The sequence below is a fragment of the Flavobacterium sp. 120 genome (genome assembly GCF_003633605.1).
GTDB lineage: Bacteria > Bacteroidota > Bacteroidia > Flavobacteriales > Flavobacteriaceae > Flavobacterium > Flavobacterium algoritolerans.
The window spans coordinates 1330912-1348405 of sequence record NZ_RBKZ01000001.1; the positions used below are offsets into that span (position 1 = coordinate 1330912).

Genomic DNA, 17494 nt, shown 5'->3' on the forward strand with positions numbered 1-17494 from the left:
TTGTTGAACTTGAAACTTTAAACAAAGAAAACTTTAAACTATTTCTTATACGTTTCCAATTCTAATCACATCAGCAAATATTCCTGAAGCGGTAACTGCAGCTCCGGCACCGGCACCTTTTATTAATAAAGGTTGGTCTACATAACGGTCCGTGAAAAACAATACGATATTGTCTTTTCCTTCCAGATTGTAAAAAGGATGGTCTTTCGGGATAAAACGCAACCCAACATTTGCTTTTCCGTTTTCAAATTGCGCTACGTATTTCAATCGGGAATCTTTGCTCAACGCTTCTCTATAAATAGTTTCAAAATGAGCTGCGTGTTCTATTAAAGATTTGAAAAAAGCTTCATTATTAGTTGTGTCCAAACATTCAGCAGGCATAAAAGATTCATTGACAATCTCGTCAATTTCCATTTTATAACCGCTTTCTCGTATCAAAATTAATATCTTTCTGGCAACGTCAATTCCGCTCAAATCAATTTTCGGGTCTGGTTCTGTAAATCCTTGTACACCAGCTTCTTTAACAACGTCATGAAAAGTATTGTTTTCATTGAAATTATTAAAAATAAAGTTCAAACTTCCCGATAAAACGGCTTGAATTTTATTCACTTTGTCCCCTGAAGCAATCAGATTTTTTACGGTATCAATAATTGGTAATCCAGCTCCAACATTAGTTTCAAATAGAAACGGAGCATTGAACTGTCGGGATAATTTTTTTAGTTTTTTATAATTATCGTACTCTGATGCACAGGCAATTTTGTTGCAAGTCACTACGGCAATATTGCGTTTTAAATACTGCTCATACGTTTTAGATACGCTTTCGTTTGCAGTAATATCAACAAAAATACTGTTGCGTAAATTGAGCTCTTTTACAGTATAAAGAAACTTTTCTTTATTGGCTTCTTCGCCATTTTCTAAAGCAGATTGCCAATTTTTTAAGGAGATTCCGTCCTCGTCAAAATGCATTTTTCTGGAATTAGATAAAGCAATAACGCGTACATTTATTTTTAGATTGTCTTTTAGGAATTTATTTTGTTGGTAAATCTGCTCGATGAATTTCTCTCCCACATTTCCAACACCCATTACAAATAGGTTTAACTGTTTGGTATTTTCTTCGAAAAAGTTTTCATGCAGCGAATTCAATGCTTTTTTCACATCTCTTTCGTTGATTACTGCCGAAATATTTCTTTCGGAGGCACCTTGCGCAATCGCTCTGATGTTTACGTTGTTTTTACCCAAAGTGCTAAACATTCGACCGCTTAAACCTTGATGATTTTTCATGTTCTCACCAACCAAAGCAATGATGCACAGGTTTTTTTCAACGATACAAGGATCGATTTTGTTTTGTAAAATTTCCACTTCAAAAGCGCGGTTGATAGCATCTTCTGCCACATCAGCATCTGAGTTTAGAATTCCGATACAAATAGAATGTTCCGATGAAGCTTGCGTAATAAAAATCACATTGATATTTTCATGTGACAATACCTCAAAAAGCCTTTTGGAAGAACCAGTAACACCAATCATTCCGGGTCCTTCAAGTGTAATCAAAGTAATATTATCGATGTGGCTAATTCCTTTTACAGGATTAGTGTGATCCATTTCCTGATTTGAAATATAAGTTCCTTCGGCTTCCGGTTCGAAAGTGTTTTTGATAAGAATTGGAATATTCTTTCTCAACACGGGCTGAATAGTTGGCGGATATAAAACTTTGGCACCAAAATGAGACAATTCCATTGCTTCCTGATAGGAAATAAAGGCGATAGGTTGGGCTTGTTTTACAATTTTTGGATTTGCAGTATACATTCCATTAACGTCTGTCCAAATTTCCAAGTCAGTTGCGTTTAATGCTCCAGCGAGAATAGCGGCAGTATAATCAGAACCACCACGACCTAAAGTAGTATTGATTCCGTCCATCGATGCGGCAATAAATCCAGGCATTACAACCACTTGATTTTCATTCGAAGCAAAAAATTCAGCAATTAATTGATTTGAAACTTCAAAGTTTACTGTGGCTTTTCCAAAATGATTGTCGGTTTTTATTAGTTCACGACTGTCTTTATAACTACTGTTTTTTAGATTTTGTTTTAATGCTTCGGCAATAATATAAGAAGACAATAATTCTCCAAAACTTAAAATAGTATCTGAAGTTCTAGGAGATAATTCCCCCAAAAGATAGCAACCATCCAACAGAGTTTCAAGATGATTGACGATTCTTTTTATATGACTTAACAAGCTGCTTTGCTCGCTTACAGGAATAAGTTCTTTTAAAGCGTCTAAATGTTTTTTCTCTAAATCGGCAAGGATTTCTTTAAAGCTTTCGTCGCCGGCAGCTGCTTTTTGAGAAGCAAGTTGAAGCAAATCGGTAATTTTGCTAAATGCAGAAACCACAACAATTAATTTTTCTTCTTTTGCTTTATTGATAATGATATCTAAAACCAGTTTTATATTTTGTGCATTGGCAACCGAAGTTCCACCAAATTTTAATACTTTCATTTTTGTTTATTTTATGTAAAAAATGCAAATGTTTATTATATACCCAAGAACTTTCTTTCTTTAGAAAAAAAATATAATAATAGGATTATATGTAAAATGTATACCCCTAAGGGGTAGTAGTTGTTGTAGTAAATGTAACAGAAGAAGCAACCCAAAGTTGAGTTGTAATCGAAGAGTGATATGTTGTTCTGTTGTTTATCATTTGATTTTTCAAAAGTACAGTTTTTTATAAAAATGAAAACCTTTAATTTCGTTTTTGCGAATATTTTAATATTTCAATTTCATTCAAGGGAATATTGAACATTGTTTAGTTTTCAAGGTCTATGTTGGAGCTATTCGTATTTTTAGTGAAAAAATTAAACGAATTGGAATTCGTTTTATAGCTTTATAGAAATAATTAATTCCTGCAATAAAGCCGTTTTGAGTAGCTTTAGGAACTAATTCCGAAATTTAATGTAGCACTCGCACTAAATCTTAGTGCTTTATGTCTCACATTTTAAGTCAATTAATTTGTAACTTTTTATGCATAAAACTTAAGGTTAGTTTGGTTTTAGGTTTGATTTTTAAATTATCGTCAATAAATGTTGTTTATTAATATAGATTTATTGAATTTTACCCTTTAATTAGAAAGTAAAAATGGACAATACACATTATATAAGTACGCAATTACTCAGTTTTGAAACATTAGAAGAGATTATTTCTCATGGTAAATTATTGGCATTGTCTGAAGAAGCCAAAGTTAATATTCAAAAATGCAGGGATTATTTAGACAAAAAAATGGCTTCGCATTCAGATCCTATTTATGGTATAAATACTGGATTTGGCTCGCTTTGTAATGTAAAAATATCAAATGAGAACTTATCAAAGCTACAAGAAAACTTAGTGAAATCACATTCTTGCGGAACAGGTGAGGAAGTGCCAACTGAAATTGTGAAATTGATGTTGTTGCTTAAAATTCAATCGTTGAGCTATGGACACTCCGGAATCCAATTGCAAACAGTGGAGCGATTGATTGCATTTTATAATAATGATATTCTACCGGTAATTTATACGCAAGGTTCTCTTGGAGCTTCAGGAGATTTAGCTCCTTTGGCGCATTTATCGTTGCCTTTATTAGGAGAAGGTGATGTGTATTTTGAAGGAAAAAAAGTGCATTCCAGTGAAGTTTTGAAACATTTTGATTGGAAACCGATTGTATTACAGTCTAAAGAAGGATTAGCTTTATTGAACGGAACCCAATTCATGAGTGCCTACGGTGCGCATATTTTGATGAAAGTCAGTAAATTTTCTTATTTGGCGGATTTAATCGGAACAATTTCATTGGAAGCTTTTGATGGAAGAATAGAACCTTTCCATGAATTGATTCATTTTATCAGACCACATAAAGGACAAATTGTAACGGCAAATCGTATAAAAGGATTTTTGGAAGGAAGCGAAATCATTGAGCAAGTGAAAACACATGTTCAAGACCCGTATTCTTTTAGATGTATGCCGCAAGTTCATGGTGCATCAAAAGATGCATTTGATTATGTAAAGAAAGTTTTCAAAACAGAAATCAATTCGGTGACGGACAATCCTAATATATTCATTGAAAGCGACCAAATCATTTCTGGAGGTAATTTTCATGGGCAACCATTAGCATTAGCGTTAGATTTTATGGCAATTGCCTTGGCGGAATTAGGAAGTATTTCAGAACGAAGAACCTATCAGTTGATTTCTGGTTTGCGTAACCTTCCTGCATTTTTAGTGGATAATCCAGGATTAAATTCTGGTTTGATGATTCCACAATATACAGCGGCCAGTATTGCCAGTCAAAACAAACAATTGGCAACTCCTGCCAGTATTGATAGTATTGTATCCAGTAACGGACAAGAAGATCATGTAAGTATGGGTGCAAATGCTGCTACAAAAGCGTTACGTGTTTTGGATAATCTGGAACGAATTTTAGCAATCGAACTAATGAATGCTTCGCAAGCCATTGAGTACAGACGACCGTTGCTATCGAGTGATTTTATTGAAATGTTTTTAAGTGCATATCGGGAGGAAGTGCCATTGATAAAAGAAGATCGAATTTTGCATTATGATATTGAGAATACTGTTTCATTTTTAAATACTTTTCAAATAGAAAACGATTTGTTAATATTAGCTTAACATTAGGGTTAAATAATGCAGTAATTTTGCCGAACTAAATTTTAATGAAATGAACATAAATAATTTTTTCCAATTTTTGGTTCCTAAAGACAAAAAGTTCTTTCCTCTTTTTGAGGAAGCTTCAAGTAATTTAATTGAAATTGCTACAAACTTACACGAAGCTGTAAATCTTCCTTTGAAGGAACGTGAGGTTCTTTTTCAAAAAATTGATGCTTTAGAGCAAAAAGGAGAAGATATTACTCGTCAAACAAATTTAGAGTTGAGTAGAAACTTCATTACTCCATTTGATAGAGAAGACATACACTCATTGATTACTTCAATAGATAACGTTGCGGATAACCTTCACGGTGCAGCAAGTAGAATGAAGTTATATCAAGTAGATAAAATCACAAAATCAATCAGAAAGTTGACTGAAATCAATCTTGAAGCTTGCCAAAACATTGATGTTGCGGTAAGAGAATTAAGAGATTTGAAAAAAATCAAGAATATTACTGATGCTTGTGTTAGAATTAACAAGTTAGAAAATAAATCAGATAATGTTTATGATAAAGCAGTTCTTGATTTATTCGAAAACGAAACGGATGCGAAAAACATTATCAAGTACAAAGAAGTATTGTCAGTTCTAGAAACTGCTGCTGATAAATGTAAAAGTGTAGCTAGTGTTTTAGAATCAATTTCTGTAAAACATTCTTAATTCAATCGGTTTTATTCTGAAATTATAATTATGGAATTTACTCTACTTATAGTTATTATAGTCCTGGCTTTAATATTTGATTACATCAACGGTTTTCATGATGCTGCCAATGCTATAGCAACTGTTGTTGCCACAAAAGTATTAACTCCTTTCCAAGCAGTAGTTTGGGCGGCATTCTTTAACTTTTTGGCGTATTGGGTTTTTGGTTTTGGTGTAGCAGATACTGTTGCTAAAACAGCCAATACCATGGATATCAACTTAGTTGTAATCCTTGCTGGTGTAATAGCGGCTATTATTTGGAATTTATTTACTTGGTGGCAAGGAATTCCTTCCAGCTCTTCTCATACCTTAATTGGTGGTTTTGCCGGAGCAGCAATTGCTCATGCAGGTTTTGGCGTAGTTTCTTGGTATAAAGCAGGAAAAGATGGTGGTATGCCTTCAGGAGTTTTAATTATTGTTGCCTTTATTATATTGGCACCATTGTTAGGAGCTTTGATTTCTTACTTGATGTCGATATGGCTTCTTAATGCGTCCAAAAAGAGCATTTATCCAAAGATTTTTACAGCTTCTTTAATGATATTGACAGTTTGGTTTGTAGAAAGCCAAATGATTTATTACGATCAAATTGAAAAACCTCGTTTCGATTCTCCTTTTTGGAGTGTTGCTTTTGAAGCGCATAATATCAAATGGTTTTTAGTTGCCTTTATAATTCTGTCAATAAGCACATTCTGTTTAATATTCAGTAGTTTAAATTTAAATCAAGCTACGGCATGGTTGAAAAAAATGCAATTACTGTCTTCAGCAGCCTTTAGTTTAGGACATGGTGGAAATGACTCTCAAAAAGTAATGGGTATTATTGCGGCAGCAGTTGCGGTTTATATTCACACAAGTGGTGTTGCTCAAGAATCGTTACCTGCTTGGTTAGATGTTGTGTTGCCAAATGATGAAGGTGCATTTAAAATGCCGGCTTGGATTCCTTTAGCTTGTTATTCTGCTATTGCAGCCGGAACATTAAGTGGAGGATGGAAAATTGTGAAAACAATGGGTTCGAAAATTACAAAAGTGACTTCTTTTGAAGGTGTTGCCGCAGAAACTGCAGGAGCATTGACATTATATTTTACAGAGCATTTTAAAGTGCCTGTAAGTACAACGCATACTATTACTGGATCTATCATTGGAGTTGGACTTACTAAAAGAGTTTCTGCAGTACGATGGGGAATGACTGTTAGCTTATTATGGGCTTGGGTTTTAACCATTCCAATTTCAGCAATATTAGCAGCAATCATTTACTATATCTTTAGTATTTTTATTTAATGCTAAAATAAACAATCATAAAAAAACCATTCTCACTGAGAATGGTTTTTTTATGTTCTAAAATTAATTTTTTTAAAACAGTAGATCTTGTATTTCCTTCGTTTTATCAAATACGCTTTTCGCGAAAGGACATAATGGTAAAATTTTAAGATTATTTTCCCGTGCATATTGTACGGCTTCCATCACTAATTTTTTGCCTACACTTTGTCCTGCAAAATCAGGATTTACTTCGGTGTGGTCAATAATAAATTTATCGGTTCCTGCCCAAGTATATGTCATTCTTCCGGCTTCGATGTCATTATCAACGGCTCTAAAGTAGCCGTTTTTGGTTTCGTTTATTTGTTCTAATATCATAGGTTTCTAATTTAATGCTGTTGTTATTTCGATTGGGTTGCTTAAAATTTTGTGTATCGGACATTTATCGGCAATGTTTACTAATCGGGCTTTTTGATCAGTGTCTAGATCCCCGAATAATTGAATGTTACGATTTATTTTGAATTTATTTTCTACTGAATCAGTTTCAAAAGTGACTTCAACTTTTACATCGGTTAAATTCCAGCCTTTTCTATTGGCATACATGCGTAAAGTGATGCAGGTGCAAGCTGCTAATGAAGAAGCGAGTAATTCTTTTGGCGCAAAGCCTAAATCTTTTCCTCCGCTACTTTCAGGTTCATCAGAAATGATGAAATTAGTTTCTGATTGTATTTCTGTTTTATAAAGTTCAGTACCGATACTTGCTGTTATTTTACCCATATTATTGTCTTTTATTTAGTTCTGGAAGAGGAACAAATTCAGTTTCACTAGGAACTTTATCAAAGGTTTGTGCCAACCATTTTTCTTTTGCTTTTTCAATCAATTCTTTGGTTGAAGCGACAAAATTCCAATAGATAATTCGTTCTTCTGGAAAAGGATCACCACCAAAAATGTAAATAGTGGTGTTTTCTGCCATATCGAAGGTGCAGAGTTTACTGTCTTTGGCAATCAAAATTTGCTTTGGACCAAAAACATTTCTTTCACTTTCAATACTGCCTTCTAGAATGTATAAAGCGCTTTCGCCAAATAAATGCTCGCCTATAGTCACTGTTTGACGCGAAGTGCTTTTTAGTTCTAATAAATACAGCGGACTGTAAACTGGAACGGGTGATTTCTTGCCAAGTACTTCGCCAGCTATAAGTTTAAAAGCAATGTTATCCGTTTTCCATTCTGGAATTTGATTTTCAGGAACGTGAAAAAACGAAGGTTCCATTTCTTCTAACTCCTTCGGCAATGCTACCCAAATTTGAAGTCCGTGCAACATTTTGTTTGAACTACGCAAATATTCAGGTGTTCGTTCTGAGTGTACGATACCTTTTCCAGCGGTCATCCAATTGATTTGCCCAGGTTTGATTTCCATTTCAGTTCCCAAACTGTCTTTGTGCATAATACTTCCTTCAAACAAATACGTCAAAGTGGAAAGTCCAATGTGTGGATGTGGCGGAACATCTAAATTTTCGTAATCGCTCATGCAGGTCGGTCCCATATGATCGATGAATGCAAATGGTCCAACCATTCTTTTTTCTCGAAAGGGAAGCAATCGCCCAACCATAAAGTTACCAATATTGCTTGGGCGTTCTTCTATAATCAGTTTTATGTTTGACATTTTTAGGGGTTTTAAAATATAAAAATAAGGAATTATTCTTCTAAATAACCGAATTTACCCATATTCACATCATTGAATGCTTGCATGATTTCTGCTTGGGTATTCATTACAAATGGTCCGTGCGCTGCAATAGGTTCATTGATAGGTTCTCCACTTAAAATCAAAACGATGGCATTTTCAGTTGCTTCAATGATAAATTCTTCGCCTTCATTTTCAAATAATGCAAAATGATCTGCAGGAACATTTTCGCTGTTATTCACTTTTATGCTACCTTCAATTACCAATAAACCGGTGTTGTAATTTGCCGGAAAATGGAAAGATGCTTTTGCTCCTTTATTCAATTTGGCATTTTGTAAATGTACCGGTGTGAAAGTAGAGGCAGAACCTTTCAAATTTTCATATTCTCCAGCAATAACTTCAATTACACCACCATTTTCAGGAAGTTCCAGTTTATTGATTTGGTCATTAGTAATTCCTTGGTATTTTGGTGTTGACATTTTGTCTTTTGCCGGAAGGTTGACCCAAAGTTGTACCATTTGAAAATCACCGCCATTTTTGCTAAATTCTTCTTCATGGTATTCTTTGTGTAAAATTCCCGAAGCCGCTGTCATCCATTGAACATCTCCTTCGGAAATGACACCGCTATTTCCTGCGCTGTCATGATGCGCTACTTTTCCCTTGTAAGCAATCGTAACAGTCTCAAAACCTCTGTGTGGATGAACACTTACGCCTCTGGGTTGGTCTGTAGGCGGAAAATAAAATTTAGAATTATAATCCATCATGATAAATGGACTCATTCTTTTCATGTCTAAATGATATCCGCTCGGGATAAAATTGTGTACTCTAAATCCGTCACCTATCATGTGTGGTGGAGGTGGAGCTAATACTAATTCAATATTTTTTGTTTTCATTGCGATGTCTTATTTTAATTATAGTACAAATTTACTATGGATTAAAATCAGATGCATTGATGTAGGATAAGAAATGATTTTAGAAAGAACTAATATGGCTTAAAATTTCTTTTAGCTAATTCCTTGCGAACTCTACTCAAAGTTTCAGGTGTAATGCCTAAATAGGAAGCAATCATCCATTGTGGAATACGCAAAGTAAGACTTGGGTAAATGGTTATGAAATCTAAATAGCGTTGTTCAGCAGTTGCTCCCAATAATAAGTTCACTCGTTTTTGAAGTTGTCGAATGTGATTGTGTAACGCTGTATTGTCCTGCTCCCGAAAAGAAACGCTGATTTCTGCAGCTGCATTAATGAAGTTTTTATCGATAAACACAATTTCAGTATCCTCAATGGCATCAATAAACAATTCAGAAGGTTCATGGAAATAAGAACTGCTTCTGTCCGAAATAATCCAATTCTCAGCCGCAAACTGAATGATATGTTCTTTTCCGGTTTCGTCTATGGTATAGGAACGCAATAATCCTTTGGATACAAAAAAAGAATGATGACAAATATCGCCCTGATGAAGCAGAATGGTTCCTTTTTCAACTTTTTTGGATTGTAATGTATCCGTAATCGAAAGAAACTGCTCGTCCGTTAAATTTGTTTTAGATTGAAAGTATGTTTGGAAAGAATCGAGCATAATTGTTTCAGGACTTTATTGGTGCAATTTGGTTGTTTTAAACTCCTTAAAATATCTTCAGAGTTAGTTGTTATTAATTTATTCCTCCTAAATTTTTATGAATTCGTCTGCGTTTGTAATGGGTTTGCCTAAGGTTATTATCACCCGATATAATGCTAATGTTGCCATCAATCTCAAGCATTGCCAGTTTTACATCTTTGAAATATTCGACACCATGTTCGCGCATGGCTTCTTTTAATTCATCAGAAGAAATATTTAATTTGCTTAATGCTTTAAAATCCAGATTTCCGTTATGAATTAGAATTTCGGGTTTTTCCTGCATGAAATCGCCAAATTTCTTGTATTTGTACATCAACTTCTTTAAAATAAAATTGATGGTAAACAACACAGTTGCTGCAGCTATTCCGCCATAAAGGCTCGTGTTACTGCCAACCATAGCATTTTGGACGGAGTTGCTTATGAGCAATATCAATATCACGTCGGCAGTGTTCAGTTGAGACAATTCTTTCTTGCCAAAAAGACGCAAGGCAATAACCATGAAAAAATAAACGGCTGTACTTCGAAGAATTATATCAAGATATTCGTTCATTTTTTTTGCTTAAAGTAAAAAGTTCAAAATTTTTCTGCAGACAGAAAACTATTTCAGTTTAAAATTTTTCTCAATTGCTTTTATCATTTCACCTGCAATGTCTTTGTTGGTAGCGCCTTCAATTCCTTCCAATCCTGGGGATGAATTTACCTCTAATAATAAAGGCCCTTTTGAAGAACGAATAATATCAACACCTGCCACTTTCAGGTCCATTGCTTTAGTTGCTTTTATGGCTATTTTCTTTTCTTCTGCGGTTACTTTTATGATTGATGCAGTTCCTCCAAGATGAATGTTAGCTCTAAATTCACCAGGCATCGCTTCACGCTGAATGGCAGCAACAACTTTTCCGTCAATTACAAAACAACGAATGTCTTTTCCGTTAGCTTCTTTGATGAATTCTTGGACTAATATATTTGCATTTAAGCTTTTGAAAGCATTAATAACGCTTTCTGCGGCTTTTTTTGTTTCCGCCAGTACAACACCTTTTCCTTGTGTTCCTTCCAGTAATTTTACAATTAAAGGAGAACCTCCCACCATTTTTATCAAATCATCGGTATCCAATGGAGAATTTGCAAAACCAGTAGTAGGAATTTCTACACCGTGATTCAACAGTAATTGTAAAGAATATAATTTGTCACGCGATTGCGTAATGGCGTTAGATGAATTTAAGCAATATACTTTTAAGGCTTCAAATTGTCGTGTCAATGCGCAACCGTAAAAAGTAATGCTTGGTCTGATTCTAGGTATAATAGCGTCAAATTGATTTAATATTTTACCGCCACGATAATGAATTTCAGGTGTTTTTGCATCCAGTTTCATGTAACATTCCTTGATATTAAGAAAGTGCATTTCATGACCACGCATTTCTCCTGCTTCCATAATACGTTTGTTGCTGTACAATTCAGGATTACTGGCTAAAAGTCCGATTCGTAAACCAGAGCTCGCTTTCTCAGAATTTTTATATAATTCTTTTAAGATGTCAGAAGTAGGTTGTCCCAAAAGGTATTTCTGTTCCGGATCAACAAGAACTCTTCCGCTCATGGCTTCTCGACCTAAAAGCATTCGAAAACCCATTGAATCCCTATTAGTCAATGTCATTTCAATAGGCCATTTTGAACTCCCTATTTGAAGATTTGTTTGAATAACATAGCGTTGTTCTCTAAAACCACTGGAACTTTTAACGATGCGTTTATCAATTAAAGGTGCTTCACAATGAATTACCGTTTTCAGATTATTTTGTATCGGGTTGATGTCAAATTTTACCCAGTTGCTTTCATTTTTGATAAATGGAGCAATGTTTATAGCATGTAAAGCGGATGTTTTCGCTCCTGAATCTACTCGGGCTTTAATAGTAGGAATTCCTAATTCTGGAAAAGAACACCATTCTTCACTACCTAAAATAACTTTGTTATCTGACATAAATTAATTTTGTTTAACCTTTTTTATAAAGACCAAATGTAAATATTTGTTTTCAAAAAAAGTATGTTTACTGTAAAGAATAAACCCGTTATGTTATAAAAACGTAACGGGTTTATTTTGCTATAATTGTTCGCTAAATTTAAGGATTTGTAGGTTCTCCAGCTTTATGAATTTGCACTGTTAACTCTTGTGAGCCATCTTCAATATCCATAAAAATCTCATCTCCTGAAGTAATTTTCGAAGTGATGATTTCTTCTGCAAGGGCATCTTCAACATACTTTTGAATGGCTCTTTTTAATGGTCTTGCGCCAAATTGTTTATCAAAACCTTTCTCTGCTATAAATGCTTTTGCTCTGTCAGAAAGATTCAATTGGTATCCTAATTCAGCAACACGAGCAAATAATTTTTTCAATTCAATTTCGATAATCAAATCGATATCATGTTTTTCTAAAGCATTGAAAACAATTACATCGTCAATTCTGTTAAGGAATTCAGGAGCAAAAGTTTTTTTCAATGCATTTTCAATGATGCTTTTTGAATTATCGTCAGCCTGAGCCACTTTGGCAGCAGTTCCAAAACCAACACCTTGTCCAAAATCTTTTAATTGTCTTGCCCCAACATTGGAAGTCATAATAATTATAGTGTTCTTGAAATCAATTTTTCGACCTAAACTGTCTGTCAAATAACCATCATCTAAAACTTGCAATAACATATTGAAAACATCAGGATGCGCTTTTTCTATTTCATCCAATAATACTACACAATATGGTTTTCTTCTTACTTTCTCTGTTAATTGACCACCTTCTTCATATCCTACGTATCCCGGAGGCGCTCCAACTAAACGGGAGATTGCAAATTTTTCCATGTATTCACTCATGTCAATACGAATCAATGCATCTTCAGAATCGAATAATTCTTTAGCTAATACTTTGGCTAATTGGGTTTTACCAACACCGGTTTGCCCTAAGAAAATGAAAGAACCAATTGGACGATTCGGATCTTTTAATCCGGCACGATTTCTTTGGATGGAACGAGCAATTTTCATTACCGCTTCTCTTTGACCAATCACCTTACCTTCAATAAGTTCTGGAAGTTTAGCTAGTTTGTTACTTTCAGTTTGTGCAATACGGTTAACAGGTATTCCACTCATCATAGAAACCACATCAGCTACATTGTCTTCAGTAACTTCAATTCGATTATTCTTAGCATCTTCTTCCCATTGTTCTTGGGCAATAGCTAAGTCTTTTTCGATACGTTTTTCATCATCACGAAGTTTAGCAGCCTCTTCGTATTTTTGTTTTTTAACTACAACATTCTTCAATTCACGTACATCTTCTAATTGACGTTCCAAGTCTAAAATTTGTTTTGGAACTTCAATATTGGTAATGTGAACTCTAGAACCTGCTTCGTCTAAAGCATCAATGGCTTTGTCCGGTAAAAAACGTTCGGACATATATCTATCTGTTAGTTTTACACACGCTTCGATTGCTTCTTGTGTGTAGGTAACATTATGATGGTCTTCATATTTGTTTTTGATGTTATTCAAAATGGTGATTGTTTCAGAAACTGATGTAGGTTCCACAATTATCTTTTGAAAACGTCTTTCTAATGCGCCGTCTTTTTCTATATATTGTCTGTATTCGTCTAATGTTGTTGCACCAATACATTGAATCTCTCCACGAGCTAATGCAGGTTTGAACATATTAGAAGCATCCAGTGAACCTGTTGCGCCACCAGCACCTACAATAGTGTGAATTTCATCTATGAAAAGAATGATATCGTCATTTTTTTCTAATTCATTCATCACTGCTTTCATGCGCTCTTCAAACTGTCCGCGGTATTTTGTACCTGCAACAAGACTTGCTAAATCTAAAGTAACGACACGTTTATTGAATAAAGTACGCGATACTTTTTTCTGAATAATTCGCAACGCTAAACCTTCGGCTATAGCTGATTTCCCCACTCCAGGTTCCCCTATAAGCAATGGATTGTTCTTTTTACGACGGCTCAAAATTTGCGAAACACGTTCAATTTCTTTCTCACGTCCCACTACAGGATCTAGTTTTCCTTCTTCGGCCATTTCAGTTAAATCCCTTCCAAAATTATCTAAAACTGGTGTTTTAGATTTTTTATTTGATTTATTGGCTGGATTGTTGAAAGTTCCTTCTTTTAGACTGTCATCTTGTCCTGAATCGTCATTATATGATTCGTTTCGTGGCAAATTTTCTATAAAATCTTCTTCGTTTGGAGTCATGTTTAGATATTGTTCTTTAGCTATGTCATAATCAATTTTTAATTTATTCAATAGCTTGGTTGTTGGATCGTTTTCATTTCTTAAAATACACAACAATAAATGTGCTGTGCTGATAGACGAGCTTTGAAAAACTTTTGCTTCAAGAAAAGTGGTTTTCAATGCGCGTTCTGCCTGGCGTGTCAGGTGTAAGTTTTTCTTTTCAACATTTACTTCCAGGCTTGGACTAGCAGGACTTAAGATCTCTACTTTTCTGCGTAAATGATCCAAATCAACAGATAGGTTGTTCAATATTTGAATTGCTTTCCCGTTACCGTCTCTCAAGATACCCAGCATTAAGTGCTCAGTTCCTATAAAGTCATGACCTAGTCGCAAAGCTTCTTCTTTGCTGTAAGTAATAACGTCTTTTACTCTTGGTGAAAAATTATCATCCATAATATATATTTGATATCGTAAATTTAGTGAATTAGTAATTGAAAAACAAAAACCATTCCTATAAGAAGTGGTGTCAGCTAATAGACAAAAATAAAAATAATATTAAAGTTAAAATTCACTTAATTTATTAACTAAAACGGCAGTAAAATTTGTTAATAAATCATTGAAATAACTAGTGTGAAATAGGTCTAAAAATTTCAAAAAGGCGTATATTGGCACGTTTTGAAACTAATATAATTTTTTAATATAACAACTTATGTCTGAAGGAGAAAAGTTAATTCCTATTAACATAGAAGATGAAATGAAATCAGCTTACATCGATTATTCGATGTCAGTAATTGTATCAAGAGCGCTTCCAGATGTTAGAGATGGCTTGAAACCAGTACATCGAAGAGTATTATTTGGAATGCATGATTTAGGAGTTAACTCCAGATCTGCCCATAAAAAATCAGCAAGAATTGTCGGGGAAGTTCTTGGAAAATACCACCCACACGGAGATACATCTGTTTATGATGCGATGGTTCGTATGGCACAAGAATGGAGTATGCGTTATTTATTGATTGATGGTCAGGGTAACTTTGGTTCTGTAGATGGCGATAGTCCTGCAGCGATGCGTTATACGGAGGCTAGAATGCGTAAGATTTCGGAAGAAATTTTGGCAGATATCGATAAAGAAACAGTTGATTTTAAATTAAATTTTGATGATACATTAGAAGAACCAACAGTTATGCCAACTCGTGTTCCTACCTTATTAATTAATGGGGCAACAGGAATCGCAGTAGGAATGGCTACTAATATGCCGCCTCACAACTTAACTGAGGTAATCAATGGTACGTTGGCTTTCATGGATAATAATGATATTGAAGTTGATGAGTTGATGAATCATATTAAAGCCCCGGATTTTCCTACCGGAGGTATAATATATGGATATGAAGGCGTTCGTGAAGCATTCAAAACCGGTAGAGGACGTATTGTAATGCGTGCTAAAGTTGGTTTTGAAGAAGTAGATGGCAGAGAATGTATTATCGTTACCGAAATACCTTATCAAGTCAATAAAGCCGATATGATCAAGCGTACGGCTGATTTGGTTAATGACAAAAAAATTGATGGAATTGCGAATATCCGTGATGAGTCAGATAGAAATGGGATGCGTATCGTTTATATTTTAAAACGTGATGCGACACCAAACGTAGTTTTAAATACACTTTATAAGTTTACACAATTACAATCTTCTTTTAGTGTAAATAATATTGCAATTGTAAAAGGGCGTCCACAAATGTTGAATCTGAAAGATTTGATTCATTATTTTATCGAACACCGTCATGATGTAGTGATTCGTAGAACGCAATTTGAATTGAAAAAAGCGGAAGCAAGAGCGCATATATTAGAAGGGCTGATTATCGCTTCGGATAATATTGATGAAGTGATTGCTTTAATTAAAGCTTCAAAAAGTACGGAAGAAGCAAGAGAGAAATTAATCGAAAGGTTCAATTTATCAGATATTCAATCTCGTGCCATTGTAGAAATGCGTTTGCGACAATTAACAGGTCTTGAACAAGATAAGTTAAGAACTGAATACGAAGAAATCATGAAGTTAATCGAGCATTTGAAAGCTTTATTAGCGGATGTAAACTTAAGAATTGCTTTGATTAAAGAAGAACTAACTGAAATTCGTGATAAATACGGAGATGAGCGTCGTTCTGTAATTGAATATTCAGGTGGTGATGTAAGTATTGAGGATTTAATTGCCGATGAAAATGTAGTAATTACAATTTCTCATGCAGGTTACATTAAACGTACTAATCTTACGGAATACAAAACTCAGAATAGAGGAGGAGTTGGACAAAAAAGTGCTGGAACAAGAGATCAAGATTTCTTAGAGCACATGTTTGTGGCAACAAATCACCAATACATGATGTTCTTTACCCAAAAAGGAAAATGTTTCTGGATGCGTGTTTATGAAATACCGGAAGGTAGTAAAACAGCTAAAGGTAGAGCAATCCAAAACTTGGTAAATATTGAAAGCGACGATAAAGTAAAAGCGTTTATCTGTACTCAAGATTTAAAAGATAAAGAATATATCAATAGCCATAACCTTATTATGGTAACCAAAAAAGGTCAGGTTAAGAAAACATCTTTAGAGAAATATTCTAAACCTAGAGTTAATGGTGTTGCTGCAATTACTATTAAAGAAGGCGATGAATTATTGGAAGCGAAACTTACTAACGGAGAAAGTCAAATTATTTTGGCTGTGAAATCCGGTAAATTAGTTCGTTTCGAAGAAACAAAAACCCGTCCAATGGGAAGAACAGCTTCTGGAGTTCGTGGAATAACGCTTAAAGATGATACTGACGAAGTAATTGGCATGGTTACTGTAAATGACATGAACAGCGAAATTCTAGTTGTTGCTGAAAATGGTTATGGAAAACGTTCAAGCCTAGATGAGTATAGAATAACAAATCGTGGTGGTAAAGGAGTTAAAACTTTAAATATTACTGAGAAAACAGGAAAACTGATTTCGATAAACGCCGTTACTGATGCTGATGATTTAATGATTATCAACAAATCAGGATTGACTATCAGAATGGCCGTTGAAGATTTGAGAGTTATGGGACGTGCTACGCAAGGAGTGAAGTTGATTAACATCAAAGGAAACGATTCGATTGCCGCAGTTACAAAAGTTATGAAGGACGATGTCGCTGAAGTAGTTGTAGATGAAGAAGGTAATGTTATCGAAACGGAAGCTATCGAAAGAGTTAAACCAGTTTTAGAAGTTCTTGAAGACGAAGGTACGGAAGAGGATGACGACGAAGACGATTCTGAAGAAGAAGAAGTTGAAGACGAGGCTGAAGGTGACGACGAAGATGACGAAGCATAAATAAAAATTAGAAAACCAAGAATAATTATTAAACAAA

13 protein-coding genes are annotated in these 17494 nt (G+C 34.6%); 4 read left to right on the forward strand and 9 right to left on the reverse strand.

Translation table 11 applies throughout. The annotated features are described in order from the left end of the window. Nucleotides 1-45: 45 nt before the first annotated feature. The gene (gene thrA, locus C8C87_RS05760; protein ID WP_121341910.1) at nt 46-2493 is read right to left on the reverse strand and encodes a bifunctional aspartate kinase/homoserine dehydrogenase I; all 2448 of its coding nucleotides are present in this window, start codon (nt 2491-2493) and stop codon (nt 46-48) included. A gap of 636 nt (nt 2494-3129) precedes the next feature. Here thrA and hutH point away from each other — a divergent pair. The 3 genes from hutH to C8C87_RS05775 are packed head-to-tail and all read left to right on the forward strand — an operon-like array spanning nt 3130 to nt 6652. Next, on the forward strand, nt 3130-4644 hold the full coding sequence (gene hutH / locus C8C87_RS05765; RefSeq protein WP_121341912.1) for a histidine ammonia-lyase: 1515 nt from the start codon (nt 3130-3132) through the stop codon (nt 4642-4644). Nucleotides 4645-4693: 49 nt separating this feature from the next. Beyond that, entirely contained in the window at nt 4694-5338 is a 645-nt protein-coding gene (locus C8C87_RS05770; RefSeq protein ID WP_099715695.1) for a DUF47 domain-containing protein, read from the forward strand. A gap of 30 nt (nt 5339-5368) precedes the next feature. Further along, complete coding sequence (locus C8C87_RS05775) at nt 5369-6652, forward strand: inorganic phosphate transporter (protein WP_099715694.1); 1284 nt, start codon at nt 5369-5371, stop codon at nt 6650-6652. 72 nt (nt 6653-6724) lie between these two features. Here C8C87_RS05775 and C8C87_RS05780 read toward each other — a convergent pair whose 3' ends face one another. From C8C87_RS05780 to C8C87_RS05815, 8 genes are all read right to left on the reverse strand, one after another. Beyond that, entirely contained in the window at nt 6725-7006 is a 282-nt protein-coding gene (locus C8C87_RS05780) for a GNAT family N-acetyltransferase (RefSeq protein WP_121341914.1), read from the reverse strand. A gap of 6 nt (nt 7007-7012) precedes the next feature. Continuing rightward, nucleotides 7013-7405, reverse strand: a complete 393-nt coding sequence (locus C8C87_RS05785) for an OsmC family protein (protein WP_121341916.1) — start codon at nt 7403-7405, stop codon at nt 7013-7015. Between the two features lies 1 nt (nt 7406). Next, complete coding sequence (locus C8C87_RS05790) at nt 7407-8291, reverse strand: pirin family protein (protein WP_121341918.1); 885 nt, start codon at nt 8289-8291, stop codon at nt 7407-7409. A 32-nt stretch (nt 8292-8323) separates the two neighbouring features. Next, nucleotides 8324-9202, reverse strand: coding sequence for a pirin family protein (locus C8C87_RS05795; protein WP_121341919.1), 879 nt, complete (start codon nt 9200-9202; stop codon nt 8324-8326). A gap of 89 nt (nt 9203-9291) precedes the next feature. Further along, complete coding sequence (locus C8C87_RS05800) at nt 9292-9888, reverse strand: Crp/Fnr family transcriptional regulator (protein ID WP_369869862.1); 597 nt, start codon at nt 9886-9888, stop codon at nt 9292-9294. Between the two features lie 70 nt (nt 9889-9958). Beyond that, the gene (locus C8C87_RS05805) at nt 9959-10474 is read right to left on the reverse strand and encodes a DUF421 domain-containing protein (protein ID WP_121341923.1); all 516 of its coding nucleotides are present in this window, start codon (nt 10472-10474) and stop codon (nt 9959-9961) included. 48 nt (nt 10475-10522) lie between these two features. Further along, on the reverse strand, nt 10523-11893 hold the full coding sequence (rimK, locus tag C8C87_RS05810; protein WP_099715688.1) for a 30S ribosomal protein S6--L-glutamate ligase: 1371 nt from the start codon (nt 11891-11893) through the stop codon (nt 10523-10525). A gap of 139 nt (nt 11894-12032) precedes the next feature. Continuing rightward, nucleotides 12033-14579 (reverse strand): ATP-dependent Clp protease ATP-binding subunit, encoded by a 2547-nt coding sequence (locus tag C8C87_RS05815; protein WP_099715687.1) that lies wholly within the window; start codon nt 14577-14579, stop codon nt 12033-12035. Between the two features lie 256 nt (nt 14580-14835). Here C8C87_RS05815 and gyrA point away from each other — a divergent pair, with 256 nt between their 5' ends. Continuing rightward, the gene (gyrA, locus tag C8C87_RS05820) at nt 14836-17457 is read left to right on the forward strand and encodes a DNA gyrase subunit A (RefSeq protein WP_099715686.1); all 2622 of its coding nucleotides are present in this window, start codon (nt 14836-14838) and stop codon (nt 17455-17457) included. Nucleotides 17458-17494: the final 37 nt, after the last annotated feature.